Below are 26,951 nucleotides of genomic sequence, written 5' to 3'. Positions count from 1 at the left end.
AACCTGTCTGTGGCAAATTCAATCAATAATAATACCCTGCTATCAAGGACAAGATCATGCTTAATAAGGCCGCAAAACCTCTGGTCAAGTTGGTCGACCGCTATCTGCCCGACCCCTATATTTTCGTGTTACTCCTCACCCTGCTGGTGTTTGTCGCCGCCATGATGGTGGAGCAACAGAGCCCGCTGCAACTGGTGACCTACTGGGGCCAAGGCTTCTGGGCACTGCTCAGCTTCTCGATGCAGATGTTGCTGGTGCTGGTGGCCGGTTACATGCTGGCCAGCTCGCCGCCCATTAAACGCCTGTTAGACGGTATCGCCGCCCTGGCCAAGAGTGCGCCCCAGGCGATCATACTCGTGACTCTGGTGTCACTGCTTGCCAGCTGGATCAACTGGGGCTTCGGCCTGGTGGTCGGCGCCCTGTTCGCCAAGGCGCTGGCGCGTCAGGTGAAGGTGGATTATCGCCTGCTGGTGGCCAGTGCCTATTCGGGCTTCGTGGTCTGGCATGGCGGCCTCGCCGGTTCCATTCCTCTGACCATAGCCACCAAGGGGCATTTCGCCGAGGATAAGATAGGCATCATAGCCACAGACAATACCATTTTCGCCGGCTTTAACCTGGCGCTGGTGGCTGTTCTGTTCGTGCTGATCCCCCTGGTTAACCGCTTCATGTTGCCAAGCGCTGATGAGAGCATCTATGTCGACAGGGACAAGCTCGCAGAGCCCGAGGTCGAGACCGAGGCGATCACCCGTCCGGCTGATTATCTGGAAAATAGCCGCCTACTGGCCTGGGCCGTGGGTGGGGCTGGTTTGGTCTACCTGGGACAATACTTCTTCGCTGCCGGCGGTAAGCTCAACCTGAATATCGTTAACTACCTGTTTCTGTTTCTCGCCATCATCCTGCATCAGACGCCTCGCAGCCTGCTGACCAGCCTGAATGAGGCGATCAAGGGCGGCGCCGGCATAGTGATCCAGTTCCCCTTCTATGCGGGGATCATGGCGCTCATGGTGCAGTCGGGTCTGGCTCAGAGTATCTCGTCGGGGTTCGTGGCCATCGCCAGCGCCGACAGCCTACCGTTTTGGAGTTTTATCAGCGCCGGTATCGTCAACATCTTCGTGCCGTCCGGTGGTGGCCAATGGGCGGTGCAGGCACCTATCATGTTGCCCGCCGCCGAGGCCTTGGGCGCCGATGTGGCAAGGGTTGCCATGGCGGTGGCCTGGGGCGATGCCTGGACCAATCTGATTCAGCCCTTCTGGGCTCTACCCGTGCTGGCGATCGCCGGGCTTAAGGCGCGGGATATCATGGGCTTCTGCCTGATGCAGCTGATCATCACTGGCATAGTGATCAGTATCGGCCTGACCTGGTTCTAGTCAGATCCCCACCGATTAATCTCCGCAAACAAACAAAACCCGCTTTTCCCGGCGGGTTTTGTTATTCTGTTAGCCAAGCCTGATACCGCTGACTAAAAGGAATGCCAGCTTGTCTCAACCTCTCTCACCGACTGCCTCTCATGACGCACCTCCCGGCCCTAAGCGGTCAGCACCTCAACCTAAGCGACCAGGAGCTAAGAAAGCTGTGTTGCCCTGGATAGGCGGCTTTCTGCGCCCCTATCGCGGCAAGGTGATCGCCGCCATAGTGTTTCTGTTTATCGGCTCGCTGGCCTGGCTGTCTCTGGGCCAGGGGGTGCGCCTCATGGTGGATGAGGGCTTCCTGCGGGAAAATGGCGAGCGGCTCAACGAGATCATCCTGCTGGTTATTGGCATCACCGCCCTGAGCAGCTCCGCCATCTTCTGCCGCTTCTACCTGATGACTTGGCTTGGGGAGCGGGTAAGCGCCGATATCCGCCTCAAGGTCTATGACCATCTGCTTAAGCTGTCCCCGGGTTTCTACGCCAGGCTGCGCACCGGCGAGGTGATCTCCCGCTTCACCGCCGACGCCACCCTGTTGCAATCTGTGGTGGGCTCCAGCCTCTCCATGGCGCTGCGTGCCAGCGTAACAGTCGTCGGTGGCCTGGTGATGATGGCGATCACCAGCCTTAAACTCACCGCCCTGGTACTACTGGCCGTGCCTTTGGTGCTCGGGCCTATCTTCTTCTTTGGCCGCAAGGTGCGCGAGCTGTCGCGTAAAAGCCAAGACAGGGTGGGTGACCTAGGCGCCTATGTGGATGAGTCGCTGCATGAGATCCACACTGTGCAGGCTTACTGTCACGAGGATCGCGACAGACAGCTGTTTTCCGAGCGGGTCGAGGCCGTGATGGAGGCGGCCAGGGGGCGCATCAAGTATCGCGCCATTCTCATCTCCCTGGTGATGTTTCTCAGCATACTCGCCATCGCCCTGATCACCTGGGTGGGCGCCAAGGATGTGATGAGTGAGTCGATCACTCCGGGCGAGCTCTCCGCCTTCATGTTCTATGCCGTGATGGTGGCGGGCGCCGTGGCGACCATCAGCGAGGTGATCGGTGAGATCCAGCGCGCCGCCGGTGCGACGGAGCGGCTTATCGAGCTGGTGGAGACGCCTATCGACATTCCTCTAGCGCCAACCCCCTCCAGCCTGCCGTCTAAGGTGCGCGGCGAGTTGAGCCTAGAGCAGGTGCGTTTCAGCTATCCTGTTCAGGCCAGTGCCGATAGTGCTGAGGAGATGGCGGCGCAGGCTGGCGTCGAGGTGATCCGTGGCCTGAGCCTGCATATCTCTCCCGGCGAGCGGGTGGCTCTGGTGGGGGCGAGCGGCGCCGGCAAGAGTACCCTGTTTGAGCTGTTGCAGCGCTTCTACCCCTTGGACAGCGGGGTGATCGCCCTGGACGGTATCGACATCGCCAGCCTGCGACCACAGGATCTGCGCCAGCAATATGCCCTGGTGCCCCAGGAGTCGGTGATCTTCGCCACTAGCGTGCTGGAAAATGTGCGTTACGGCCGCCCCGACGCCAGTCTGGAGGAGGTGCAGGCCGCCTGCGTCGCCGCTCGCGCCGATGAATTTATTGCTGATTTTAGCGAGGGTTATCAGACCTATCTGGGTGAACGCGGTGTGCGTCTATCTGGCGGGCAGAAGCAGCGTATCGCCATCGCACGGGCGATATTGGCCGATAGGCCGGTATTGCTGCTGGATGAGGCCACCAGTGCCCTGGATGCGGTCAGCGAGCAGAAGGTGAAGCAGGCGCTGGATGTGCTGATGCAGGGGCGCACCACACTGATCATCGCCCATCGCCTGGCAACCGTGCTCAACGCCGATCGCATCCTGGTGATGGATAAGGGTGAGCTGATCGCTAGCGGTACCCATGGCGAGCTGATGCAGAGCAACAGCCTCTACCGCGAGTTCGCCAGCCTGCAGCTACTCTCGGAAGAGGCCTAAAGGATAGGTGAGTGAGATAAGGGCAGACAGGTTATATCTGCTCTTATCTGTCTCTATATTTAGCTAGACTAGCCTCTGTGGCCGCCGTGGCCACCACCGCACTGATGGCGGGTTTCTCTGCCGCCATCTTCGACAGCGATCTCACCGCCATCTTCAAACAGCTTAAATGCGCCCTGAGTCATATCGTTTTGGGTCGGGGAGTCCAGGTGCCCGAGGCAGGTGTAGCCCACTCGGTAGTTGCCGGCAGGCAGATAGCCCATGGCAAAGAACCAGTTACCATTGATGTCTTGACGTATGGGGGAGATGGCCACCGGCGAGAAGAGGCCGTCGTCGCGGCTCTGCGCTATGTCGCCCATCTGCGCCAAGCTGGTCACTGCGCTCGGGTAGAGATAGGCCATGTGATAGAACTGGCCGCCCTCGGGGGCACTCGCTGCGTATTGCGTCTCACAATCGGCGATCCATTGAGGATCCATCTCGCCGAAGATGTGTCCCATGGTGTCGTCGTCGATGGAGTAGATACCCTGATGGTTGAGTTGATATTGGCCATCGGAAAGGTGCATTGACTGGTAGAGGTCGATCTCCATGGTCAGGTTAAGGTGCTGATGTTCGCCCAGGGTGAAGTTTGCCATGGGCAGGCGACCATCTTCTATCATTAGCGGGTGCTGGCCCTGGCCGTTTTCGATGAGGCAGCCCTGGGCCTGATCGCCATTAACCAGGGTGAAGTGTACGTCGTGATATTGGCCTGCGGGGAGTTCTAGGCCGTCGATCACCCTGTGGCTGTCCATGCCTTGGTAGTCCAGCAGGTTAAGCCTGTGCTGAGCCATATCCTGAGTGTGCAGCTGGCCATGAGCATCTGTCATCACCAGTTTATCGAGCACCAGCTCGACCCGGCTAACCTGACTCATTGGAGAATCGGACAGGGCGATACTTACTGTACCTGTGGCGAGCTGCTCTGGTGGGCTGGTGTCATCGGAGCCGCCGCAGCCGCTGAGCATAAGGCCAACGAGGGTGAAGGGTAAAAAAGCTAAGGGTAGAGTTAAGGGTCGCATCTTGAGTAAACCTTTTAATGAGTTTTTTCTAATGGTTTTATTGATTCTAAGGGGCACTGGCACAATAAATGGGGACTCGCTGGTTAAAATTTGTACTTTGTGAGTGAGTTAACGCTTAGGGCGTTCAGCCCTTGATGGCCCAAATAATGTGCGATAGGGAGGCGGGCTTTATCACAGGAGAGCTTTATTGCATGAGAGCATTATCACAGGAGAGCTTTATTGCATGAGAGCGTTAGTGCTTGTGAACCTAAGGCGAGATCCCTGCGTACTGATTTAACGAATTGATTTAACGAATTGATTTAACGAATTGGTTTAACGAATTGGTTTAACGAATTGATTTTCCAATACACCTCAATGAGTGGAGTATCGCGATGAGATGGCGAGTTACCTTTTGTCTTGTTTGTCTGTTAACCCTGCTAACGGCCTGTACCAGCGCGCCCAAGGGGATAGCGCCGATAGAGGGATTCGAACTCTCCAAATACCTGGGCACCTGGCATGAGATCGCCCGTTTGGATCATGGCTTCGAGCGCGGCCTGAGCCAGGTAACCGCCGAGTATCAACTGCGGGGCGATGGCGGCGTGAGCGTTACCAATCGCGGCTTCGATGCGCAATCACAAAGCTGGAAAACCGCCGAGGGTAAGGCCTACTTTGTCCAGACGTCCGATATTGGCCATCTCAAGGTCTCCTTCTTCGGTCCCTTCTATGGCGCCTATGTGATCTATCGCCTGGATGCGGATTATCAGTACGCCTTCATCACCAGCTATAACCGCGACTATCTCTGGCTGCTGGCGCGCACGCCCGAGGTGGATGAGTCGGTAAGACAAGCCTTTGTCACCCAGGCTGAGAAGCTGGGGTTCGATACCCAGGCGCTCATTTGGCAGTAATAGATAGCTGGGCCAATAGTTAGCTGAGAGCGATAGATAGCTGGACGTAATAGAGCTACTTATCCAACTCAGAGCGAATAAATGTGAGAATAAAAAAGGGCGCCCGAGTAGGCGCCCTTTTTATGGCTTTCGACTCAAAGCCGCAGCATTAGCAGATTACTTCCTCAACTCACGGCGCAGTATCTTACCCACGGTCGACTTGGGCAGGGCAGGCATGAACTCGATTATCTTGGGGAGCTTATAGGCGGCTAACTGAGCGCGGCAATGCTCGAGCAGGGCCTGCTTAGTGGCATCGTTTGCCAGCTCAGGTTCTCGCAGCACTATGGCGGCCTTGACGGCCTCGCCGCTACGGCTGTCGTCGACGCCGATCACGGCACATTCCAGCACGCTCTCATGGGCGGCCAGCACATCTTCCACTTCGTTAGGATAGACGTTGAAGCCGGAGACGATGATCATATCCTTCTTGCGATCCACTATCTTGTGCATGCCATCTTCAGTGGCCAGGGCGATATCCCCCGTCTTGAAGAATCCATCGCTGGTCATCACCTTGGCGGTCTCCTCTGGCTTCTGCCAGTAGCCGCTCATCACCTGGGGGCCCTTGACCGCCAGCTCGCCTATCTCACCCTGAGGCACCTCCTGCTCGTTGGCGTCGAGGATCTTCACCTGAGTGTCGATCACCGGGCGACCTATGGTGCCAAGACACTCGAGTCCCGGCGCGTTGAGGGAGACCACGGGCGAAGTTTCCGACAGGCCATAACCTTCGGAGATGGTGCAGCCCGTGGTGGACTGCCAGATGCTGGCGGCCGCCTGAGTGAGCGCCGTGCCACCTGAGATGGTGATCTTGAGGTGACTAAAGTCGAGCGCCTGGAAGGACTGCTGATGGCACAGACCGACAAACAGGGTGTTGAGGCCGGCAAAGCCGGTGAAGGGATGCTGGGACATGGTCTGAATAAGCGCGCTGATATCTCTCGGGTTGGGAATGAGTACGCTGCATCCGCCCTGCTCGAAGTAGACGAAGTTCACCATGAAGGCATAGATATGGTAGATGGGCAGGGGCGCGATAAAGATCTCCTCGCCCTCGACAAACTTGCTGGCCAGGCGCGACTGCACCTGCAGCATGTTGGCCAGCAGGTTGCTGTGACTCAGCATGGCGCCCTTGGAGAGGCCCGTGGTGCCGCCCGTGTATTGCAGCGCCGCCAGGCTCTGCTGAGCGACCTCTACCGGGCGATACTCGGCCTGGCTGCCCAGGGCCAATACCTGGTTAAAACCTATGTGAGCGAGCTGGCTGTCGGCCTGGGGTTGGGGGGCTATCAGATCCAGCGGGTGGGTAGAAATTACCGTCTCTATCTGCGTCTCGGGGATCACTGTTTCCAGGGTGGGCAGCAGATCGCTCAACACCACCAAGGCCTTGGCATCCGAGTCTCTGTATTGGTGGATCAGCTCTCGCTGGGTATACAAGGGGTTGGTGTTGACCAGTATCATGCCGGCCCTGAGCGCGCCATAGGCGGCGATAACAAACTGGGTGATGTTGGGGAGCTGGATGGCGACCTTATCGCCCACCTCCAGCTGAGTATGTTGCTGCAGGTAAGCGGCAAAGTAGCGGGAGTCGCGTTCTATATCGGCAAAACTGCTGGCCTTGCCCAGACACACATAGGCTGTCTTGTCGCCGTAGCGCTCGGCGGCCGTTTCGATCAGATCGATCAGTGATGCATATTTTTGCAGATCTACATGGGCATGTGAGTCATAGGCCATGGACGCGTCTCCTTTGCTTATTATTGTCGGTATTCTTGGGCGCAGCTAAAAATCAAACAGGTGTTTAGACTGTGCTAAAACACGCCTAAGGTCAACCTCTGTCGGCCTAAAATAAAACAATCGTTTAACGCTTATCTATCTGTTTAATATCGCAATTTTTTATAGTGATAAAAGCGGTCTGGTCTGACCTGATGGGGCCGTCATTATCGGGTATTGGGAGAAGGATTAAGAGTGAGGCGTGAAAGCGATTGGGTAAACATGCCATATAAGTGTCGGCCCCGGTGGCTAATAACACCACCGAGGCAGACTTGCGCCCTTAGAAGGCGCTCAGGCTAAAGAAGGGGCTGGCCTGGGAGACCTTCTCCTTGGGGTTACTCAGGTTGGTGACCGTAAAGGCGATGGTCTGCTTCTGCAGCTTAGCGCCGACAAAGTCCGCCTGCTTCTGTTCGAAAACCGTTACCGGATAGCTCAGCTGCTCACCGGCCTTGATCAGCACCTGCTGTGAGGTCTCCTTGGCGAAGCCGTGGTTGTCTGTGTCATTGAGGCTGATTAGGTACTGGTGATCCTCCTGGGTCTTGTTGCGGATCTTCAGGGTGTAGCTGTTTTCGATGCGGCCGTCACCCACCTCGCGGTAGAGGCTCTGGCGGTCGCGGATAACGTTGAGATCTATGCTCTGGTGGCGATAGAGATCCAGGGCGAACACGCTGAGCATGATGATCACCGCGATGCCATAGCCGACAAACTTGAAGGAGGTAAAGCGTTTCACTTCCTTCTTCTGCAACTCGTTCTCGCTGGCGTAGCGGATCAAGCCCTTGTCATAGCCGAACTTATCCATGGTCTGGTCGCAGGCATCGACACAGGCACCGCAGTTGATGCACTCATATTGCAGGCCGTTACGAATATCTATCCCTGTGGGGCAGACATCGACACACAGGTTGCAGTCGACGCAGTCGCCAAGATCGGTAGCCTGTTTGCGTTTTCGCGGGCCGCGAGACTCGCCGCGGGCGGCGTCATAGGAGACGGTGAGGGTATTGGCGTCGAACATGGCCGACTGGAAGCGAGCGTAGGGGCAGCAGTGCAGACACATCTGCTCGCGCATCCAGCCCGCGTTGAGGTAGGTACACAGGGCGAAGAACCAGACCCAGGCGGTAACCCAGAAGCTGGCGCTTAGGGTAAAGATCTGCGAATAGAGCTCGCTGGCCGGAATGAAGTAGGCGATGAAGCCACAGCCGGTGATCAGCCCCGCGAGTCCCCAGGCCAGATGCTTGGCGCCGCGTTTAACCACCTTCTCAAGACTCCAGGGAGCCTTATCCAAGGCGTGACGCTTGTTGCTGTTGCCCTCAATCTGCCGTTCTATCCAGACGAAGGCGAAGCTCCAGCTGGTCTGAGGGCAGAGGTAGCCACACCAGACCCGTCCCCAGAAGACGGTGACGAAGAAGAGGGCGAAGGCGGCGATGATAAACAGCCAGGCCAGCAGGGTGAAATCTTGCGGCCACAGGGTCAGGTTGAAGAAGTGAAACTCCTGGCGCTCCACATCCAAGAGGATCGCCTGGCGTCCCTGATAAGGGATGAAGGGCAACAGGAAGAAGAACAGGATAAGCAGGCTGTTGAGGCCGGTGCGCAGACGCTGAAAGCGCCCCTTCTGTTCTTTTATGTGTATCTTACCGCGCTGCACCGGCAGGTTGGTCACGGGGATGGCCTGGCCCAGGGCGGCCTTGGTGGCGATTGGGTTCTCTGTACTGCTGAGATCTTGACTCATTGGCTTTCCAAACTCTTGCTAGGGGAATTGCCGACAGCAATGCAAGTTGGGAACCAAGTTTTGTCGTTTAATAAGTTCTTGAAACTATGTGAGTTTAATTAAATTGACCTATTTGTGGTTAGCGATATATCGCGCTTTGGCGATATATCGCTAATCTGTATAAGATCACTCAAGATACTTTAGGCCGGACGCTTGATCCCCAGCTTGAGCATGCGGGATCTTAGGGTGCTGGCGGGCAGCCCGAGCAGGTTAGCGGCGCCGTTGGGGCCAGAGATACGCCAGTTGAGCCGCTTCAGCGTGCGGCGGATATGGTTGGCCTCCACCTGTTGCAGGGTCTGAAACTCCCCCTTGTCCTGAGGCAGCGGCTCGGCCTGTAGCGCCGGGATCTGCAGGATCTGACCGTGACAGAGAATAGTCTGACGCTCGATAACATTCTGCAGCTCACGCACGTTGCCGGGCCAGTGATAGGCCATCAGGTGCTGCATGCCTTGCTTGCTGACCCCTTTGATCTTCTTACCCAGCTTATGGTTGAGGTTGAGCAGGATATCGCTGACCAACAGCGGAATATCTTGCAGCCGCTCCCTGAGTGGTGGCACATGCAGGGGGAACACATTGAGGCGATAGTAGAGATCCATGCGGAACAGCCCCTGTTCTACCCGCTTAAGCAGATCGTGATGGGTGGCGGTAACCAGGCGGATATCCACTTTGATGGGTGTGCTGCTGCCCACTCGCTCGAACTCCTGCTCCTGGATCACCCTGAGCAGCTTAGACTGGGCTTCGAGGGAAAGCTCGGCCACCTCATCGAGAAACAGTGTGCCCTGGTGGGCCAGCTCGAATCGACCCTTGCGGCGGCTGGTGGCGCCGGTGAAGGCGCCCTTCTCATGGCCGAAGAGCTCGCTTTCTAGCAGGGTGGGGGAGAAGGCGGCGCAGTTGACGCTCACCAGGGGCTGATCGCTGCGATCGCTGAGCGCATGTATGTTGCGGGCCACTAACTCCTTGCCGGTACCGTTCTCGCCGTTGATCAGCACTGTGCTGCTGGTGTTGGCCACCAGTTTTATCTGCTGGATAAGCGACTGTATCGTCTCGCTCTCACCCGAGATATTGACCTCCTGACGATGGCTGGCCAGCTCGGTGAGCAGGTAGTCATTCTCGTTGGCCAGCTTCTCCGACAGGGCCTGCACCTGCTTGAGCGCCTCCCTGAGGGAGGCCTCTGTCTGCTTCTGAATGCTAATGTCGCGAAATATCGCGACCACACCTATGAGGCGGTCGTTCTTGTAGACCGGGGTCGATGTGTAGTGCACCGGGAAGCTGCTGCCATCCTTGCGCCAGAAGAGATCATGGCTGATCTCCCGGGCGATGCCGTCGTGCAGCGTGTTGTAGATGGGGCACTCTTCCTGGGGATAGGGGCTGCCATCGGCGTGGCTGTGGTGGTGACAGTCGTGGATATTCTTACCCAGTAACTCTTCGGCCTTCCAGCCCGTCATCCGCTCGGCGGCAGGGTTGATAAAGACGGCATTGCCCTCTAGGTCGAAGCCGTAGATCCCTTCGCCTACCGCGTTGAGCAGCAGTTTGTTCTCGGGTAGAAAGTCCACATGGGCATCATCGACCCTTGGATGTTTACAAGCCATGTTCGCCGCTCCTTGCTGGCAATGATTGTCGTGCTATCTCACTCTGAATATGAGGCCCGTATGCTAGGCGTGGAGAGTCATTCTCGGAAAGTGACTCTTAATAAGTCTTTAGAAAAGTCACTCACTAAATGTCGCTCAGCCTTTAAATGAGCATTTAAACTAACCTCTCACTTAGCCCCTATATTAGCCCGTTTTCTTGAATGGCGTCATCAAGCATTTCCACGATATTTCGCTAATCTATCTTAGCTGCTCTGGCACTAATGCTAGAGCGCCTGTTTAGCAGACCACTTTGCTATCTCCTTAGAGGTGGATGTTAATCGTCGGTTAACGTTTTTCGCATCTTTTGAATATTTGCTTTAATCGAAACTGTTTGAGCTTTAATGATTAATCTTTTTGGGGTTTTATCGTGAATGCCACGTATTTGTTCGATTTTTAGTCTGCTAGTGTCTCCTGCTCTCGTCTAAATTAGACCAATTAGTATTAGCAATTATTTTTTGTTTGTTATAAAAGTGTAAATGAAATGTATTCATTTCACTCTGGGGTATGCCTGTGGTGGTTCGTGTGAGAAAGACGCGAATGATGGCGAAATATAAAAAAAACTATGCGGGAAAAATGATGACAACACATAAAAATAAAGGTTTCGGCGTGAGTGCGCTGAGTTTTGCCATCTCTTTGGCATTGACAGGGTCGTTAGCGAGTACACAGGCATTTGCCGATGATCAGCAGGCAGAAGCGTCTCAGAATATTGAAAAAATTGCCGTGGTGGGAACACGTTCTGCGCCACGCTCTATCGGCGATTCGCCGGTACCTATCGATATCATCAGCAGCGATGATCTGAAGAAGAATGGTTCTACCGACATGATCGACATGCTGGTCACTACTGTGCCTTCTTTCAACTCCCGTGCCCAGCCCATCAGTGATGCGGCAACCCTGATCCGTCCGGTCAACCTGCGTGGCCTGCCGTCAGACAGCACCCTGGTATTGGTCAACGGCAAACGTCGTCACCGCGCCTCGGTGATCGCCTTCCAGGGCGGTGGCATCAACGATGGTGCCCAGGGCCCGGATATCTCGGTCATTCCGAGTGCGGCGCTAAAACAAGTTGAGGTGCTGCGTGACGGTGCAGCGGCGCAATACGGTTCAGATGCCATCGCTGGTGTGATGAACTTTGTGCTCAAAGATGATGCCGAAGGTGGCTCTATCACGGTCGGCCAAGGCGAATACTATGAGGGTGACGGTGCCACTACCACTATCGATGCCAACGTGGGACTCCCTCTGTCAGACGCTGGGTTTGTGAACCTCAGCCTGCAATATAAGAATGCCGACGCGACCAGCCGCAGCATGCAGCGTCCGGATGCGGCCAACCTGATTGAGCAGGGCAACACCTTCGTCCAAGACCCTGCCCAGGTATGGGGTAATCCAGAGATCAAGGATGACTACAGCTTTTTCCTTAACTCTGGCTACGACATCAACGACAATGCTCGCCTATATGCCTTTGGTAACCTCTCTTCGCGCGATGTGGTCGGTGGTTTCTACTATCGTAACCCTCACAATCGCGGCAACGTCTACTCGTTAGATGGCGGTGAAACCCTGTTGGTGGGTGCGGTCAATGGCGATCCTTCGACCTGTGCCGTGGTGCCGATTCCTAAGAATGCAGATGGTAGCGACGGTAACGTGCTCGAGACTGATGCCTACAAGGCGATGCTGGCCGATCCTAACTGTTTCGCTATGAACCAGCTGCGTCCGGGCGGTTATACGCCGCAGTTTGCCGGTACAGTGGAAGACAGCTCTTTCTTCGCCGGTGTTAAAGGCGAGCTAGGTGCTTGGAACTATGATTTCAGCGCCGGTATGGGTAACAATAAGTCGACCTTCAGCCTGAAGAACTCGCTTAACCCGTCACTGGGTTTAGACACACCGACCGATTTTGAAACCGGTGCCTATGAGCAGGCAGAGACCACGGTTAACCTGGACTTCTCGCGCATGCTTACCCTGGGCAGCGTCGAAGATATCAGCTTCGCCACAGGTTTCGAGTGGCGTGAAGAGTCGTTCGAGATCACTCAGGGAGAAGAAGCCTCTTGGATTGCCGGCCCATACGCCGACCAGGGCTTCAACATTGGCTCTCACGGCTTCAAGGGGTTCGGCCCAGAGTCTGCTGGCAAGAACTCACGTAACAACATAGGCGTCTATGCCGACATGGAAGCCTACCTGGGTGAGCGCTGGTTGCTTGGCGCCGCGCTGCGTTACGAGGACTTCTCTACCTTCGGTGACACCCTGAACTACAAGCTGACCGCTCAGTTCACGGCTACCGACGATCTCTCTTTCCGCGCGTCGCACAGCACAGGTTTCCGTGCGCCGACCGTGGGTCAGGAGAACGTGGTTAACACTCAGACCTCTATCGTTAATGGTGACCTGATCCAGACCTTTATCGCGCCGCCAACCGATCCGCTGTCGGCCTTCTATGGCGGTAAGGTGCTTAAGCCTGAGGAGTCTGTCAGCTACGCCCTCGGCGCCGTGTTCGAGCATGAAAACCTCTTCGTGACTCTGGATTACTACAACATCGAGGTGACAGGCCGCATCGCGCAGTCGAGCCAGATTGAAGTTGAGGCGAAAGACTATGACGCGCTGCGCGCCGCCGGTGTCGAGTTCCCTGAGCTTATTTCTGCGGTGACTTACTACACCAACGACTTCGATACCACGACTCAGGGTATCGATCTGGTGGCCTCATACGACACTCAGCTATTGTCGGGCGATACCAAGTTCAGCCTGGCCTATGGCTGGACGGATACCAGCGTCGACAAGTACAACCCAAATACCACAGATGAGGGTAAGGTGCGTCGTCTAGAAGATGGTATTCCGGCTCACCGTGCGACCCTGACCTGGGCACAGTCTTGGGACAGATTCAGCATGTCGCTGCGTGGTAACTACTTCGGTGAGTACTATGCGACTCACGCCGACGATACCTCGGATTGGGGCTCAGAGATGGCCGATTCTGCGGTGACCGTGGATCTAGAGCTAAGCTATCAGTTCCTCGATAGCCTGACCGTCTCTATCGGTGCCAACAACCTGTTCGATCAGGAGGCGCAGAAGCTGAAAGACGGTACCCGTGGTGAGCTAGGTGCGATCTACTATGAGAGTGGCCCGTTCGATTACAACGGTGGCTACTACTATGGTCGCGTGAACTACCGCTTCTAATATCGGCGTCCTAGGCGTTAGTGATTAAAATCACCAGGCGCTAGCGATTGAAATGATAAGAAGGCTGCATTGCAGCCTTCTTTTTTTGCTTTTGTTTGAGTCATGGGACTAGTCGCGGGGAGGCAGGGCGCTAAGCATAAACCTGCGGAAATTCCGCAACTTTATCAAGCATCAGGCTAGTCGCGAGGAGGCAGGGCGCTGAGCAGGTCGTCGATAGACAGCACTCTTGGCAGGACTAAGCCATCGGGGTGAGCCTGACTGTAGACGATATTAAAGGGCACGCCATAGGCCTGATACTGAGCCAGATAGGCCTCTATCCTGGCATCGCTCTGGGTGAGGTCGCCGTGCATCAACACCATATCCTTATCCTTTAGCCGCTCAACCACAACGGCCTGATGCAGCACCCTGTCTTTGTTGGCCTTACAGATGTTGCACCAGTCGGCGCTGACATCCACAAACACCGTCTTGCCCTGGGCCAGTTGGCCTGGGATAGCATTTGGACTTAGCGACTGCCACACCAGCTGTTTGTAGGCATCATCGCCGGCCTTGGGGGCAATAAAATAACTCACGGCGCCGTTGATTAGCGCAAACACCAGCAGCACAGCCAGCACACCCGTTGGGATCTGGCTGCCCTTGAGCTTCTTGTAGCTGAGCCAGACAAATAGCCCGAGTAGTAGGCTTAGGGTGAGGGCGCTGACCAGTAAGATGTTGTTCATTGTGATGCCTGGTGTCCTTTGGTTGATGATGAGTGGTTTGTGATGAGTGGTTGATGATGGGTTTTGCCTAGGTTCGCTAGGTATTTGGGCCAGTTAGGTCTTTGGGCACAGCTTGTTATTCGGGTGCAGCTGGGTATTTGCCGCGCCATCATGATACTCCTTCTGACTCCATGCAAGTGTCCTAAGTTCAAAAGTTCAAAAGCTTATCCCGATCGCGATAGCACATAGGCTAAAGGGAGCTTGTCATAAATATGACATCCTACTGAAGTAATCTGCTGCTAATGGAAATTCTTTTTAAGCCTTGCCAATAGCTTGCCGCCGGTGTTAATCGCCTTGCGCTGGCCTGTGGTGTGGTAAAGATGCAATGAAGCCGCCGTTTCCTTGCGCTCAAAGGAGTAGTCGAGTGTCTCCCAATTCCGACAAGATGTTTATCGACAAGGAACTGTCCTGGTTGTCGTTTAATGAACGCGTGTTGCAAGAAGCCTGCGACAGCGAGGTGCCGCTGGTAGAGCGGGTGCGTTTTCTGGGGATATTTTCCAGCAACATGGATGAGTTCTTCAGGGTCAGGGTCGCGCAGGTGCGCCGCAGCATCATGCTGTCGAGCCTGCAAGATGGCCGCAGCAATAGCCGTCACCTAATGGCCAAGATCCAGACCCGGGTGCTGACATTGCAGGAGCGCTTCGATAGCATCTATACCGAGTTGATGCGCGAGCTTATTCGCCGCAACATACTGCTTATCAACGAGGGGCAGCTGAGCGATTTTCACAGCCAGTGGCTAAGGGTCTATTTTCGCGACCACCTCAAGCGTCATATCGCGCCGCTGATCATAGGCAATCACAGATCTATGGTGAAACACCTCACCGACAACGCCACCTATCTGGCGGTCTGTCTGCACAGCAAGGACAGGCGCCAATACGCCCTGGTGGAGGTGCCGACCAAGAACGTGCCCCGTTTCGTCGAGCTGCCGACCGGCAAGCCTAAGAGTAAGAAGTATCTGATCTTATTGGATAACATCATACGTCACTGCCTGGATGACCTGCTCTCGCCCTTCTTCGAGTATGAGTCTATCGACGCCTATTCGATGAAGCTGACCCGCGATGCCGAGTTCGATATTGCCGACGAGTTGGAGCAGAGCCAGCTGGAGAAGATGACCCGCGGCCTGAAGCAGCGCCTCACCGCCGAGCCGGTGCGCCTGGTGTATGACAGACAGATGCCGGAGCATATGCTGGCGATGATCAAGGAGCAGCTGGGGATCAGCTCCACCGAGTGTCTGGTGCCCGGCGGGCGTTACCACAGCTTCAAGGACTTCATCGCCTTCCCCAATCCAGGGCGCAAGTATCTGGAGAATGCCAAGCTGCCGGCCCTGGACAGCGCGGGTTTTCAGCGTTGCAGCAACAGTTTCGATGCCATCGCCCGCGGTGACATCATGCTCAACTATCCCTACCATAAGTTCTCTCACTTTACCGAGATGGTGCGTCAGGCGGCCTACGACCCGGCGGTGAAGTTTATCAAGATCAACCTCTACCGGGTGGCCAAGAAGTCGCGGGTGATGCACTCGCTGATGGATGCCGTGAAGAACGGCAAGCAGGTGACCGCGGTTATCGAGCTCAGGGCGCGCTTCGACGAGGAGCACAACATAGAATGGACCCGGATCCTGGCCGAGGCGGGGGTCAAGGTGCATCACGGTATCCCTAGCCTCAAGGTGCATTCCAAGCTGTGTTTAATTGGCCGGGAAGAGCAGGGTGAGACCCGTCTCTACTGTCATATCGGCTCGGGCAACTTCAACGAGGGCACCGCCAAGGTTTACACGGATCTGTCGCTGTTTACCGCCGATCAGGAGATAGCGCGCGAGGTGGAGCAGGTGTTCGACCTAATTGAGCATCCGTATCGACGCGATAACTTCCAGCACCTGCTGGTCAGCCCCTTCGATGCCAGGCAGAAGCTGACGGCGCTTATCGATCGCGAGATCCTTAACGCCCGCTGTGGCGGCAAGGCGGCCATCACCCTCAAGCTCAACAACCTTGTGGACGAGCAGCTGATCAACAAGCTGTATGAGGCCTCCATGGCCGGGGTCGGCGTTAAGCTGATCATTCGCGGCATGTGTTCACTGGTGCCGCAGATCCCGGGGATCAGCGACAACATTCAGGTGATCAGCATAGTGGATCGCTTCCTGGAGCACTCCCGCGTCATGGTATTCCACGCCGGCGGTGAGAATCTGGTGTTCCTCTGCTCCGCCGACTGGATGAGCCGTAACATCGACAGCCGCATCGAGGTGAGTACTCCCATCTATGATCCTGATCTGAAGCAGATGATCATCGACATACTGCAGCTGCAGCTGGGGGACAACACCAAGGCGAGGATCATCAACCGAGATCAGAGTAACCCCTATCGCAGCCGCGGCAATAAGCGTAAGGTAAGATCTCAAATCGCCATACATCAATATCTTAGCCAGTATGAGAAACAGGCCAAGGCGCGCATCAAAGCCGAAGAGGCATCGAGCGAGCCTAAGCCCAACTATCCACTGCTGGCCGCTAGCTAGCCCCTATTGGAGGAACTTTGGCCCTAGTCACACAACGCCATTTTGTCGCTATCGACATGGGCTCAAATAGTTTTCATCTCATGATTGCCAGGGAGCAGGACGGTAGTCTGCAGATCCTCCACAGAGAGAAGGAGCAGGTCCGTTTGGCTCAGGGACTTAACGCCGAGGGCTACCTGTCCGATGAGGCGATGGCCCGTGGCCTGGAGTGTCTGAGAAACTTCGGTCAGCGTTTTTCCGATCTCCTTGAGACCCAGATCCGTCTGGTGGCGACCCATACCCTGAGAGTTGCCAAGAACCGCGACAAGTTTCTCAAGGCGGCGCTGAAGATCATCCCCTTTCCGATTGAAGTAATCTCCGGCCACGAAGAGGCCAGGCTTATCTACTCGGGTATCGCCCAGAGTCAGGTGCTGGCACGCAATAATCTGGTGATCGATATTGGCGGCGGTTCCACCGAGGTGGTGATCGGCGAGAAACACCTGCCGGTGAAACTCTCCAGCCTGCGCTGCGGCTGCGTCAGCTTTAACGAGCGCTTCTTCGAAGATGGCACATTGACCACGGCGGCATTTCGCGCCGCTCAGGCGGCTGCCGACAGGCAGTTCTCCTCGCTTTCCAAGGAATATTTCGAGGCCGACTGGGAGCTGGTGCTGGGCAGCTCTGGCTCGGTCAAGGCGATCTGCGAGGCCTTGGCGGAACTGTCGCGGCGGGAGAGGCTGGCCGGTGAGGGGGCCAGTGAAGAGACACAAGAGAGCGATACAGAACCCGGCCACTATGCCCCAGTGACCCTGAGTCAGCTCAAGCGCCTCAAGCGCTTGCTGATAGAGGCGGGTCATGTGGACAGGCTGGATTTTGCCAATATCGACCGCAAGCGCATCATACTGGTACCGGCGGGGCTGGCCATTCTGCTCAGCTTCTTTCGCCGTCTGGAGATCCAGCAGCTTAGCTTTACCCCGGCGGCCCTGCGCGAAGGCGTGCTCTACGAGCTGGCGCAGATAGGTCAGTATCATGATGTGCGCCATCGCACCGTAGACAGTATTGCTCAGCTCTATCATGTGGATATGGCTCAAGGCGCCAGGGTGTGTCAAAGCGCCATGGCGCTGTTCGAGTCGGTGGCCGATGCCTGGGAGATCCGTTCCCAGGCGAGGCTGCTGGCGTACGCCGCGACCCTGCATGAGATAGGCATACACATCAACTCCCGCTCCCATCATAAGCATGGCGGCTATATCATAGCCAACAGCGATCTGCCGGGCTTTAGCCAAGATCTGCAGCAGGATCTGGCACTGCTTATTGGCAATCAACGCAAGAAGCCGCAGTTTGAGCAGCTCAACGCCCTGCCGGATGGGCGGCGCCAGCTGATGGTGCGCTTGTTGTGTCTGCTGCGCCTCGCCATCCTGGTCAATCTCGGTCGGGTCGCCCAGAGCCTGCGCCTAAGCTGCGCGCCGCTGGACACCAACGAGCTGGCGCTGCTGCCCGAGAAAAGCGCCCGGGTGGACCTACTGCTTAAGGATCTCAAGCGGGAGAAGAAGCATATGCGCGAGCTGGGTCTTAGCCTGCGGCTGGATAGCTAAGCGGGGCGCAACAAGGGCCGTCGATTCGCTAGCGGCCCTTCACTGATCGTGAAAAATTTGTTTGCAATTGATGCTTTGCGACGCTTTGGGATTCTTTGTAAGCTGACCGGCCCAAATCGACAATAACAATAATAGGACGCGCTCCATGGCTGATATTTTTACGCGGCGACACTCAGGTCAAAACTATTCTAGTCAAGACCACTTGAGTCAAAATCCATTCAATCATCAGACTCAACCTCTATCGAGACTCAAGCTCTCCAAGCAATTGCTGGGGGCGGCGGGTCTGTCTCTACTACTTATGAGCCTTCCCGGTCAGGCGGCTCAGGAAAAATCTAACGGCAAGCCTGTTAAGACAGAGGCACAGGCGCCAGAGGCCAAGGTCTATCAAACCACGGGTCAGGTTAAGATCAATGGCGAGCGGGTGCACTATGAGACCATCGCCTCGGAAACCATCTTAGAAGATGACAAGGACAAGCCGCTGGCCAGCATCTTCTCGGTCACATATTTGCGCACCAAAATCGAGGCCAGTCAGCCACGCCCCGTGACCTTCGTGTTTAACGGCGGGCCCGGCTCGGCCTCGCTCTGGCTGCACATGGGGCTGTTTGGGCCTAAGCGTGTGGTGGTGCCGGGCGATGCCAAGGACGATGGCGCAGCGCCTTATCATCTGGTGGATAACGAATTTTCCATGCTGGATAAGTCGGATCTGGTGTTTATCGATCCCGTGGGCACTGGCTTTAGCCGCGCCCTGGGTGAACACAAGGGCCAGGATTTCTGGGGGGTGAAAGAGGACGCCCAATCGATCGCCGAATTTATTCGTCGCTGGCTGATTGAACATGGCCGCTGGAACTCGCCCAAGTATATCGCCGGTGAGAGCTATGGCACCACCCGCGCCGCGGCATTGGTGGACGAGCTGCAATCTGGCTGGACAGATATTTCGGTCAATGGCGTCATGCTGATCTCATCCATTCTCGATTTTAGCCATGCCCGCTATCAGCCCGGCAATAATCAACCTTATATCGGCTTCCTGCCGACCATGGCGGCTACGGCCTTCTACCATGACAGGGTCGCTGCGACCGATAAGGCGATGGGGTTGAGCTCCTTCGTCGAGGCGGCGCGCCAGTTTGCGATGAACGATTATGCCCTGGCGCTGCTTAAGGGCACTCGTCTGCCCCAAGCTCAATACCTGGCGGTGCGCCAGCAGCTGGCACGCTTTACCGGACTAACAGAGGACTACCTGGACAGGGTGAATCTGAGAGTCAGCGCTAGCCGTTATACCAAGCAGCTGCTCAGGGATGAAGATCGCACCGTCGGCCGTTTGGACAGCCGTTATCTGGGCGTAGACTATGACAGCGGCGGCGAGCGCACCGATGCCGATCCATCTGGCTATGGCATAGATGGCGCCTACACGGCGGCGATTCACCAATATTTGTATCAGGATCTGGGGGTGAAGATCACCCGTCCCTTTAACGTGCTCTCGGTCGACGTTAACCGTGGCTGGAACTGGAACATCAGCGGCAAGCAGATGCACTATGTGAATGTCGCCCCCTATCTCGGTCGCGCCCAACGGGAGAACAAGGATTTCAGAATCCTGGTGGCCAATGGTTACTATGATTTTGCCACCCCCTTCTTCGCCACTGAGAACACCCTGGCCGATAACGGCATAGACAATAGCCGCGTGGAGATGCACTACTACGAGGCGGGCCATATGATGTATATTGAGCCCTCGTCGCTAAAGGCGCTGGCTAAGGATATTCGCCAGTTCTATCAGGCGGACTAATCAGGACAGCGAGGAGATAAGATGAGTTTTAGTGCGTGGCTGGGGTTGTTGGCCATCTGTTGTTTGGGCGCCATGTCGCCCGGGCCGAGTCTGGCCATGGTGGTGCGTCATACCCTGGGCGGTGGCCGGGCCAACGGCATCGTCTGCGCCTGGGCGCACTCTATCGGCATAGGTGTCTATGCTCTGGTGACCCTGCTGGGGCTGGCGGTGCTGCTTAAGCAGGCGCCGCTGGTGTTTAACGGTATAGCGATCCTCGGCGCCCTCTATCTCGCCTATATCGGCGTGCAGGCGCTGCGCTCCAAGGGCGGCATGTCTGACAAGCTGGCGGCGGGTAAGTCGACAGACTGGTTGACCGCTGCCCGTGACGGCATCGCCATCTCGCTGTTTAACCCTAAGATCATGCTGTTCTTCCTGGCGCTCTTCAGTCAGTTTGTGATGGTGGCCGACGAGCTGTGGGGCAAGTCGCTTATCGTGTTGACGCCGCTGGTGGTCGATGGCCTCTGGTACACGCTAATTGCATTCTTGCTGTCGCACAAATCGGTATTGCCTAAGCTAAGGGAGAAGGCGGCGCTTATAGATAAGCTCTCGGGTGTGGTATTGATTCTGCTGGCGGTGCGGGTGCTGGTGACCCTCTAGCGGCAATAGGCTTTGCTTAATCCGCATAAGCTTTTGAAGCAGTCATAAAAATGCGGCTAAGGAATATTCCTTAGCCGCATTTATTTTATCTGATGTTGCCGGTTAGCAGACTAGCCGTTAAAGACCTGTACGGCATCATCTTTGGCTGGCTCCTGCTGAGCCGCTGGCGGATTGTCGATATGATCGTCTAGGTTATCATTCAACATATCCTTGTATTCTTTGGTAAACCACTCCAGTGCGTTGGCTTTCTCGGCCTTAAGATCGGCAGATTTCAGCGCGGCCTCGAAGGCGTTAAAGCGGGCGGCGGCGAAACGCAGGGCGGTACCCACCTTGGCGATATCCTGCTCCTCGGCGCTAAGCTCGTTGGCTAAGGCGATAAACTTGTCGGCTAACTGAAAAATAGTGGTTTCTTTTTGCTGTTCTGACATGCGCATGCTCACAGGTAGGTCAATAGTATGCTGGCATAGTAACGTAAATTAGCCGTTAATGAAGCATAGATTTAGAGGTAATGGGATCTGTATCGCCAATCCCAATGCGCGCCGCAAGGTTAACTGGCGGGATCGCTGTCGACCAGCACCCGGCCATCCCGCGAGTCATAGTAGATGCTGAGGTTTTGGTTGTCGCTCAGGTTGTAGCGACACTGGTTCACGCTGATATAGTTGGTCTTATAATCTGTGCTCGTCTGGGCATCGCTGCGTGAGACGCTGGGCTCGTCGCCCTGAAACACTGTCTCCCATACCGAGATGCAATCTTCTACGTTGTCCAGCTGCGGCGAGGCCTCGTTATCGGTAAAGTAGTGCTGCGCCGGCCAGCCATTGGCGTTAAAATCCATCTCGCCGGCTTCGTCGTCGCCGAAGGTTTTGAGGTTTTCCGCCGGGCCTGAGCCGACGCGAACGGCCCAGACGGCGCGGGCCATGTCGATACCGGACTTGAAGGCGCCGCCGGTCGCCTTGACGCTGGCGACTTGAGCGTCCTGGGAGAGATTGATAAATTTTGGCAGGGCGGTCACCGCCAGGATCCCCAGCACTATGATAACGACCACGAGTTCGATAAGGGTAAAACCGCGTTTATGCGCCAAGGACATCGTAAAACCTCTTGGGTATGCAGAGACTACTCTCGGTAAGCTTGAATGTGGCGTTTTACTCTGTATGAGTTGGATTACGCCGTAAATATCACTCGATTCTAAGTTTTTTTCGAAAAAATATAAAGAGATAGCTATGACAGAGATCAGCCAATGGCAAGATTTTATCGACCAGGAGGCCCAGCAGGCCTACTTTGGCCAGTTGCAGTCTTTCGTGCAAGGTGAGCGCGATGCCGGTAAGGCGATCTACCCGCAAGAGGAGCAGGTGTTTAGTGCCTTCGAGCTAACGCCGCTGGATAAGGTGAGGGTAGTGTTGATTGGTCAAGATCCTTATCACGGCGAGGGCCAGGCGCACGGTCTCTGCTTCTCGGTGCAGCCCGGGGTGAAGGTGCCGCCATCTTTGGTGAACATGTATAAGGAGCTGGCCAGTGATATCGATGGCTTTGCGATCCCAGCCCATGGCTACCTGGCCAAGTGGGCAGAGCAGGGCGTCTTGATGCTCAATACTGTTCTCACGGTAGAGCAGGGCAAGGCGCACTCCCATGCCAAGGCCGGATGGGAGACCTTTACCGACAACGCCTTGAGGCTGCTTAATGAGCAACAGCGCCCGATTATTTTCGTGCTGTGGGGCGGCCACGCCATGAAGAAGAGCAAGCTTATCGAGGCGGGCCAGCACCATCTGGTGAGCGGGCCTCACCCTTCACCGCTCTCTGCCTATCGAGGTTTTTTTGGCTGTAAACACTTCTCAAAAATCAACGAGTTGTTAAAGGGCTCTGGCGAGGCGCCTATCGACTGGCAGGTATAAAAACCAGACAAAGATGCTACAAAATCATACTTGCCGTACCATGAAAAGCTAATTATATTGATAGAGAAGTGTAACGTAACTGTTAATGATTTTGGGTTGGATACCCCGAATGGTTTAAACAGGTTACAGCGGCTTGGGTAGGTAGCCGCCTCCCAGGAAAAGCTTTCAAGGCGGACAGGAATATGGATATTAGAGCTAAGCGAGGAACGCTTGTTCGTTGGAATCAGGAACAGAGGGTAGGTTTCATCGCCCCGGACGACGGATCGGACGAACTCAGAATTTTTGGCATCAATTTACTCCCCTATGAACACATGCCCAAAGAGGGTGAATCTGTGGTGTATCGCCAGTGGAAAGACGCGCTGCGCGGCACTAAGGTCACCAAGGGTGAGATAGATCTGGGTAATCCCATTACCTTGACCTCGCCTTTCGAGTCCCATGATAAGTTTGACAGTGAAGATGCCATCAGCTGGCGCGTCAAGGTGGGCCTAGTGGCCCTGGCGATCGCCTTTGGTAATCTGCTCTATCTGTTTATGGTCAACTATGACTACTCGGCCGATGTGGATATCAAACCGCCGGAGGGGCTGTTCCCCCCAGGGTCTGAGTATTACGTGGGTAAGCAGGAGCTGCAGAATGTGGTGTTTAGCTGCGATGCCCGCCAGCAGTGCCTGCAGATGACCTCCTGTCAGGAGGCCAAATACTTCGCCAACCATTGCCCCGGATTTGAGGTCAATGTGGGCGACACTCCCTGCGTCAATCTCTGGTGTAAATCAAATTAAGTCTGTCAGGCAATATCAATTGGCTTTCAACAATTGATATTGCTGGGCCAGCGCCCCCTTAATCCGCTCCCCCTTATCATCCAGCATAAAGAGAATATTCTCGCCCACCTGAAGCTTCATGTCTCTGGCCTTGCTATCTAAGGTGATCTTGCTGCCCATCTCATTCCAGCTAAACTGCCCCTCAAGGATGACATCGGTTGCTTGATTTTGCTCACCAAGGTTTTGCTCACCAAGGTCTTGCTTGCCAAGATATTGCTGAGAGAGTTGATAGCTGTTGTCGCCATTAAGCTTGAGGCTCATGGCGATCCCCTGACAGTCGGCGCAGGGCAGGGTGCCTTTATAGAGGCCCGGCCAATCCAGCGCGTTACGGCTGGTGTCGCCAAGAGGCATAGTCTGAGCGGCTTGAGGCTCTGACGCTTGTGAGGCCGGCGCTTCGGTCTGAGGTTCGGGGGCCTGACTGCTCTGTTGGGCGCAGGCGCCGAGGGTGAGCAGAACAAGGGGGAGGAGTCGCGCGCTAATCTTCATTGTTTCATCCTTTAATGGTGAAGCGCCTGGCGGCAAATGGCGAAGAGCCTTGTGGCTTAGAAAACCTTTGGCCGCCAGTGCTAAGAGTCTCTGCACACTTTAGCCGGTAAACCTAAGGCTTTCAAAGTGAACCGAGTGGATAGCCTGATTAATTTGCTGAGTTAACTTGAGTTTGCCATCTCTTGAGTTGGACTGCATCACGAGCGGGTAAAAACTAGACTAAAATGTGAACTATCCTTTTGTTAATTCGCTGGAAAAACCTAGATGGTTACAGCTTGTCATTCTGCTCAAGTTCGCCTGAATAAAGACTTAGGTTCGCATCGATTGGCGTCGGGCATCGGCGCACTTAGGCTACTAATGTCTCGTCTAGGCAGGCTTAAAAAGTTGTGGCGAGTCTCAAGCCTGGCCCTGGGCCCAGTCGTGGGCTTAGTGTTAAGGATAGCCTTGTGGCTAATCTTGGCCCTAGCCTTGTGCCAGGTGTTGCTTGGCGCCTCGGCCATGGCCAGCGACGGAGAGCGACATAGCGAGCTGCATCAACTGCCGGCGATGGCGAAAACGCCACTGATTAGCGTATCCAACGATTATCCGCCCTTCTACTCGCCGCAGATGCCAGAGTGGGGCGTGGTGTATCATCTGGTGGAGGCGGTATTTCAACATGCGGGATATCCTCTGTCCCATGAGTTTTATCCCTTTATTCGTGCCCAAACGCTTATTAAGCGGGAGTTGGCGGATCTCATCATAGGCGTCTGGTACAGGCCCGAACGGGAGCAGTGGATCGACTTTTCCGACCCCTTATTATCTGTCTCAATTCGCCTGTATAAGCGCAGCGACAGCAAGATCGTCTTTCGCGATATCGAGGATCTCAAGCCCTATCTTATCGGCATCGGCCGCGGCTATGCCAACCCTGTGGCCTTCGGAGAGGCTAACCTGAATACCGAGGCCGCCAGCTCAGATGCGGTGAACCTAAGGAAACTGCTGGCCGGTCGGGTGGATCTGGTGCTGATCTGTGAGGATGTCGCCCGCTATCTTATCGAGCGTCCCGGCAGCGAATATCGTGGCAAGCTGGAGCCAGTGGGAGACCCTTTGAGCGTGGAGCTGTTTCATATCGGGGTGGCCAAGCATCTTCCTAATGCCCAGAAGATTTTAGCCGACTTTAACCAGAGCCTGGCTGAGCTGCATCGCAGCGGCGAGCTGACCAAGATACTGGCCAGCCATGGTTTCGAGCACAACGCCTATTGGCAGCAAAAGTCGCAGAGCAGCCAATAGTCGCTTGCCAATTTTACCTTAACTTGTGTGAGTAGCCGATGGAGTCACTATCATGGGCAGGGGCACATCCCAATGCTCGGTGGGCAGTGATTCGACTCGCTGGCAATCATGGGCATAGCCAATGGGGTAGGGTTTACCCCTATGCTGCCAGTCGCTCAGGCAACGGTCGTAATAGCCACCGCCCATTCCCATACGATTTCCCTGCTCATCGAAGGCCACCAGGGGAGTGATGATCACATCCAGATGCTGGGGTAAGATCATCTCTGTGATGTTGAGCTTGGGCTCCCAGATCTTGAGGCGATTCTGGATCAGGTGGCTGGTGGGATGGTATTTAAAAAACAGCAGGTTGCCCCGTGAGAAAGGATGCAGGCGCGGCAAATAGACATTTACCCCCGCCTGCCACAGGGTTTCAACCAGCGGCTGGGTATCCAGCTCGCCATCACTGGTCAGATAAAGCGCCACATGCTTGGCCTGACGCTGACTAATCACCGCCATCAGCCTGTTGGCCGCCTCCTGGGCAAATTGCTGCTGCGTTTGCTCGGGGATCGCCCGTCTCGCGCTGCGGATCTGATTTCTAATCGCCTGACGATTTTTTTGATTGGCGGTGCTAGGCGCGAAGGCTGGTTTCAATGTCGCTACTCCAGTGAAGGCAGTTATACCAATCGTAGTAAATAACTGATCATGCTAGCTTGTTAAAACGCCCGATAACGGCGTTATTATTTTTGATTGTAGAATAGCTACTTATCGAAAAATTTTGCCTTGTTCTCGACCGTTTTTCCTGCGCTACTTCTGATCACTTACTTACCATGATTGGTATTATCGAGTTTGCTTTGATGTGGGCAGTCTATCTCTGTTGTCATTACACTTTCAACTGCTCGGCAATTTAGCTAACGGGCTGGAGCGAGTTTGATGAGGATATAAAAAAGCCAGAAGATGGTGGACCTTCTGGCTTCTCAATTTGAATTGCTCCCCAAGATGCCGTTACCGGTGTAGCCCTTGAACCGTAGGTTCAAGGCGGGTAAATGATCAAATCCTAAGGCTTCTCGGTTCGCGCCGAGCTTGCGCAATGTCATCAAAACATTCACCCTGAGTTTGTAAATATCGGCACAGGGACATAACCGATTCACGTACACCACAGGGAGCAAAATTGTTGCGTATCGACCTTAGCGGTCGGGCGGCGATATTCGTGATAAATCGCTTCGCCTCACGCGTAATTACAGTTTAATCGTCTTTTGTGGCGCGCTCAACCAGCGCACTCTCCAAGGTCGACTGCAGCAGACCGATCTTGTCATCCATCTGCTTAATATAATCTTGATTCTTCTTCTGTTCTTCCAACAATTCATAGCCAATATTTAGTGCCGCCATGATGGCAATTTCTTCCCGGCTAAGGTTGTTGGTTCGAGCACGCAGGGAACTCAGCTGCTTTTCCAGCTTGTTGGCCACATGGCGCAAGGCATCTTCCTGTCCTATCGGACAAGCGATGGAGTAGGTGCGGCCCAATAAGCTAATTTCGATAGCATGGCTACTCATTTGCGATGTAGATCCTTTTATCCTGTCGTTGAGCGGACTATATCGGGCTGCCCTGGAAAGTGCAATAACACTGGGGCCTTAATAACGCTTTGTTAGATTAAATGTTGTTTAGATAACCAATAGCTTAGCGCT

The 26,951-nt window shown here is 55.2% G+C and carries 21 protein-coding genes and 1 other RNA gene; 11 read left to right on the top strand and 11 right to left on the bottom strand.

The genetic code is table 11. From position 1 onward, the window contains the following. Window positions 1–56: 56 nt before the first annotated feature. Together K0J45_RS15860 and K0J45_RS15855 are read left to right on the top strand one after the other, a co-directional pair. Window positions 57–1,367 carry a short-chain fatty acid transporter gene (locus K0J45_RS15860; protein WP_220043253.1) on the top strand — a complete coding sequence of 437 codons (1,311 nt, stop codon included), beginning with the start codon at window positions 57–59 and terminating at the stop codon, window positions 1,365–1,367. Between the two features lie 109 nt (window positions 1,368–1,476). After that, window positions 1,477–3,342, top strand: a complete 1,866-nt coding sequence (locus K0J45_RS15855; protein WP_220043252.1) for an ABC transporter transmembrane domain-containing protein — start codon at window positions 1,477–1,479, stop codon at window positions 3,340–3,342. A gap of 68 nt (window positions 3,343–3,410) precedes the next feature. Here K0J45_RS15855 and K0J45_RS15850 read toward each other — a convergent pair whose 3' ends face one another. Beyond that, window positions 3,411–4,391: a DUF4382 domain-containing protein gene (locus K0J45_RS15850; protein WP_220043251.1), complete on the bottom strand. Its 981-nt coding sequence runs from the start codon at window positions 4,389–4,391 to the stop codon at window positions 3,411–3,413. Between the two features lie 371 nt (window positions 4,392–4,762). Here K0J45_RS15850 and K0J45_RS15845 point away from each other — a divergent pair, with 371 nt between their 5' ends. Then, the gene (locus tag K0J45_RS15845) at window positions 4,763–5,275 is read left to right on the top strand and encodes a lipocalin family protein (protein WP_220043250.1); all 513 of its coding nucleotides are present in this window, start codon (window positions 4,763–4,765) and stop codon (window positions 5,273–5,275) included. Between the two features lie 156 nt (window positions 5,276–5,431). Here the strand turns inward: K0J45_RS15845 and K0J45_RS15840 are convergent, their stop codons facing one another. The 3 genes from K0J45_RS15840 to K0J45_RS15830 all read right to left on the bottom strand — a co-directional run bounded on the left by K0J45_RS15840 (window position 5,432) and on the right by K0J45_RS15830 (window position 10,414). Further along, window positions 5,432–7,027: an AMP-binding protein gene (locus K0J45_RS15840; RefSeq protein ID WP_220043249.1), complete on the bottom strand. Its 1,596-nt coding sequence runs from the start codon at window positions 7,025–7,027 to the stop codon at window positions 5,432–5,434. Between the two features lie 316 nt (window positions 7,028–7,343). Then, window positions 7,344–8,786 carry a cytochrome c oxidase accessory protein CcoG gene (ccoG, locus tag K0J45_RS15835; RefSeq protein ID WP_220043248.1) on the bottom strand — a complete coding sequence of 481 codons (1,443 nt, stop codon included), beginning with the start codon at window positions 8,784–8,786 and terminating at the stop codon, window positions 7,344–7,346. A gap of 179 nt (window positions 8,787–8,965) precedes the next feature. After that, window positions 8,966–10,414: a sigma-54 interaction domain-containing protein gene (locus tag K0J45_RS15830; protein ID WP_220043247.1), complete on the bottom strand. Its 1,449-nt coding sequence runs from the start codon at window positions 10,412–10,414 to the stop codon at window positions 8,966–8,968. Window positions 10,415–11,026: 612 nt separating this feature from the next. Between K0J45_RS15830 and K0J45_RS15825 the strand changes: the two genes are divergently transcribed. Continuing rightward, the gene (locus K0J45_RS15825; RefSeq protein WP_220043246.1) at window positions 11,027–13,603 is read left to right on the top strand and encodes a TonB-dependent receptor plug domain-containing protein; all 2,577 of its coding nucleotides are present in this window, start codon (window positions 11,027–11,029) and stop codon (window positions 13,601–13,603) included. 176 nt (window positions 13,604–13,779) lie between these two features. Here K0J45_RS15825 and K0J45_RS15820 read toward each other — a convergent pair whose 3' ends face one another. After that, entirely contained in the window at window positions 13,780–14,319 is a 540-nt protein-coding gene (locus K0J45_RS15820; RefSeq protein WP_220043245.1) for a thioredoxin family protein, read from the bottom strand. 403 nt (window positions 14,320–14,722) lie between these two features. Between K0J45_RS15820 and ppk1 the strand changes: the two genes are divergently transcribed. From ppk1 to K0J45_RS15800, 4 genes are all read left to right on the top strand, one after another. Continuing rightward, complete coding sequence (gene ppk1 / locus K0J45_RS15815; protein ID WP_258406711.1) at window positions 14,723–16,858, top strand: polyphosphate kinase 1; 2,136 nt, start codon at window positions 14,723–14,725, stop codon at window positions 16,856–16,858. Between the two features lie 56 nt (window positions 16,859–16,914). Then, window positions 16,915–18,423, top strand: coding sequence for a Ppx/GppA phosphatase family protein (locus K0J45_RS15810; protein ID WP_258406843.1), 1,509 nt, complete (start codon window positions 16,915–16,917; stop codon window positions 18,421–18,423). 145 nt (window positions 18,424–18,568) lie between these two features. Then, window positions 18,569–20,200, top strand: coding sequence for a S10 family peptidase (locus K0J45_RS15805; RefSeq protein ID WP_220043242.1), 1,632 nt, complete (start codon window positions 18,569–18,571; stop codon window positions 20,198–20,200). A gap of 21 nt (window positions 20,201–20,221) precedes the next feature. After that, a complete protein-coding gene (locus tag K0J45_RS15800; protein WP_011866872.1) occupies window positions 20,222–20,836 on the top strand; it encodes a LysE family translocator in 615 nt (204 codons plus the stop codon). A gap of 110 nt (window positions 20,837–20,946) precedes the next feature. On the opposite strand, the gene K0J45_RS15795 is transcribed toward K0J45_RS15800, so the two are convergent. Together K0J45_RS15795 and K0J45_RS15790 are read right to left on the bottom strand one after the other, a co-directional pair. Next, window positions 20,947–21,264 carry a DUF3144 domain-containing protein gene (locus tag K0J45_RS15795; RefSeq protein ID WP_220043241.1) on the bottom strand — a complete coding sequence of 106 codons (318 nt, stop codon included), beginning with the start codon at window positions 21,262–21,264 and terminating at the stop codon, window positions 20,947–20,949. A 119-nt stretch (window positions 21,265–21,383) separates the two neighbouring features. Then, window positions 21,384–21,920, bottom strand: a complete 537-nt coding sequence (locus K0J45_RS15790) for a type II secretion system protein (protein WP_220043240.1) — start codon at window positions 21,918–21,920, stop codon at window positions 21,384–21,386. A gap of 133 nt (window positions 21,921–22,053) precedes the next feature. Here K0J45_RS15790 and ung point away from each other — a divergent pair, with 133 nt between their 5' ends. Both ung and K0J45_RS15780 read left to right on the top strand, forming a co-directional pair. Next, complete coding sequence (gene ung, locus K0J45_RS15785) at window positions 22,054–22,722, top strand: uracil-DNA glycosylase (RefSeq protein ID WP_220043239.1); 669 nt, start codon at window positions 22,054–22,056, stop codon at window positions 22,720–22,722. A gap of 182 nt (window positions 22,723–22,904) precedes the next feature. After that, window positions 22,905–23,498 (top strand): hypothetical protein, encoded by a 594-nt coding sequence (locus tag K0J45_RS15780; RefSeq protein ID WP_220043238.1) that lies wholly within the window; start codon window positions 22,905–22,907, stop codon window positions 23,496–23,498. Between the two features lie 15 nt (window positions 23,499–23,513). Here K0J45_RS15780 and K0J45_RS15775 read toward each other — a convergent pair whose 3' ends face one another. After that, entirely contained in the window at window positions 23,514–24,023 is a 510-nt protein-coding gene (locus K0J45_RS15775; RefSeq protein WP_220043237.1) for a copper resistance protein NlpE, read from the bottom strand. 444 nt (window positions 24,024–24,467) lie between these two features. Between K0J45_RS15775 and K0J45_RS15770 the strand changes: the two genes are divergently transcribed. Next, entirely contained in the window at window positions 24,468–25,289 is an 822-nt protein-coding gene (locus K0J45_RS15770; protein WP_220043236.1) for a substrate-binding periplasmic protein, read from the top strand. An 18-nt stretch (window positions 25,290–25,307) separates the two neighbouring features. On the opposite strand, the gene K0J45_RS15765 is transcribed toward K0J45_RS15770, so the two are convergent. The 3 genes from K0J45_RS15765 to K0J45_RS15755 form a co-directional block, all read right to left on the bottom strand. Continuing rightward, window positions 25,308–25,919, bottom strand: coding sequence for a 5-formyltetrahydrofolate cyclo-ligase (locus K0J45_RS15765; protein WP_220043235.1), 612 nt, complete (start codon window positions 25,917–25,919; stop codon window positions 25,308–25,310). 333 nt (window positions 25,920–26,252) lie between these two features. Continuing rightward, window positions 26,253–26,433: non-coding RNA, 6S RNA (gene ssrS / locus K0J45_RS15760), on the bottom strand. Window positions 26,434–26,510: 77 nt separating this feature from the next. Then, window positions 26,511–26,819: a cell division protein ZapA gene (locus K0J45_RS15755; protein ID WP_011866864.1), complete on the bottom strand. Its 309-nt coding sequence runs from the start codon at window positions 26,817–26,819 to the stop codon at window positions 26,511–26,513. Window positions 26,820–26,951: the final 132 nt, after the last annotated feature.

The sequence above is a fragment of the Shewanella alkalitolerans genome, from assembly GCF_019457575.1.
GTDB lineage: Bacteria > Pseudomonadota > Gammaproteobacteria > Enterobacterales > Shewanellaceae > Shewanella > Shewanella loihica.
The sequence above is the reverse complement of the archived record's forward strand: the minus strand, read 5'-3'. Positions and strand labels throughout refer to the sequence as shown.

Excerpts from the sequence above, each read along its gene's own strand:
- K0J45_RS15860 (WP_220043253.1), top strand. The coding sequence starts at position 57 with ATGCTTAATAAGGCCGCAAAACCTCTGGTCAAGTTGGTCGACCGCTAT.
- K0J45_RS15850 (WP_220043251.1), bottom strand. The coding sequence starts at position 4,391 with ATGCGACCCTTAACTCTACCCTTAGCTTTTTTACCCTTCACCCTCGTT.
- K0J45_RS15845 (WP_220043250.1), top strand. The coding sequence starts at position 4,763 with ATGAGATGGCGAGTTACCTTTTGTCTTGTTTGTCTGTTAACCCTGCTA.
- K0J45_RS15840 (WP_220043249.1), bottom strand. The coding sequence starts at position 7,027 with ATGGCCTATGACTCACATGCCCATGTAGATCTGCAAAAATATGCATCA.
- ccoG (WP_220043248.1), bottom strand. The coding sequence starts at position 8,786 with ATGAGTCAAGATCTCAGCAGTACAGAGAACCCAATCGCCACCAAGGCC.
- K0J45_RS15830 (WP_220043247.1), bottom strand. The coding sequence starts at position 10,414 with ATGGCTTGTAAACATCCAAGGGTCGATGATGCCCATGTGGACTTTCTA.
- K0J45_RS15825 (WP_220043246.1), top strand. The coding sequence starts at position 11,027 with ATGATGACAACACATAAAAATAAAGGTTTCGGCGTGAGTGCGCTGAGT.
- K0J45_RS15820 (WP_220043245.1), bottom strand. The coding sequence starts at position 14,319 with ATGAACAACATCTTACTGGTCAGCGCCCTCACCCTAAGCCTACTACTC.
- K0J45_RS15810 (WP_258406843.1), top strand. The coding sequence starts at position 16,915 with ATGGGCTCAAATAGTTTTCATCTCATGATTGCCAGGGAGCAGGACGGT.
- K0J45_RS15805 (WP_220043242.1), top strand. The coding sequence starts at position 18,569 with ATGGCTGATATTTTTACGCGGCGACACTCAGGTCAAAACTATTCTAGT.
- K0J45_RS15800 (WP_011866872.1), top strand. The coding sequence starts at position 20,222 with ATGAGTTTTAGTGCGTGGCTGGGGTTGTTGGCCATCTGTTGTTTGGGC.
- K0J45_RS15795 (WP_220043241.1), bottom strand. The coding sequence starts at position 21,264 with ATGTCAGAACAGCAAAAAGAAACCACTATTTTTCAGTTAGCCGACAAG.
- K0J45_RS15790 (WP_220043240.1), bottom strand. The coding sequence starts at position 21,920 with ATGTCCTTGGCGCATAAACGCGGTTTTACCCTTATCGAACTCGTGGTC.
- ung (WP_220043239.1), top strand. The coding sequence starts at position 22,054 with ATGACAGAGATCAGCCAATGGCAAGATTTTATCGACCAGGAGGCCCAG.
- K0J45_RS15780 (WP_220043238.1), top strand. The coding sequence starts at position 22,905 with ATGGATATTAGAGCTAAGCGAGGAACGCTTGTTCGTTGGAATCAGGAA.
- K0J45_RS15775 (WP_220043237.1), bottom strand. The coding sequence starts at position 24,023 with ATGAAGATTAGCGCGCGACTCCTCCCCCTTGTTCTGCTCACCCTCGGC.
- K0J45_RS15755 (WP_011866864.1), bottom strand. The coding sequence starts at position 26,819 with ATGAGTAGCCATGCTATCGAAATTAGCTTATTGGGCCGCACCTACTCC.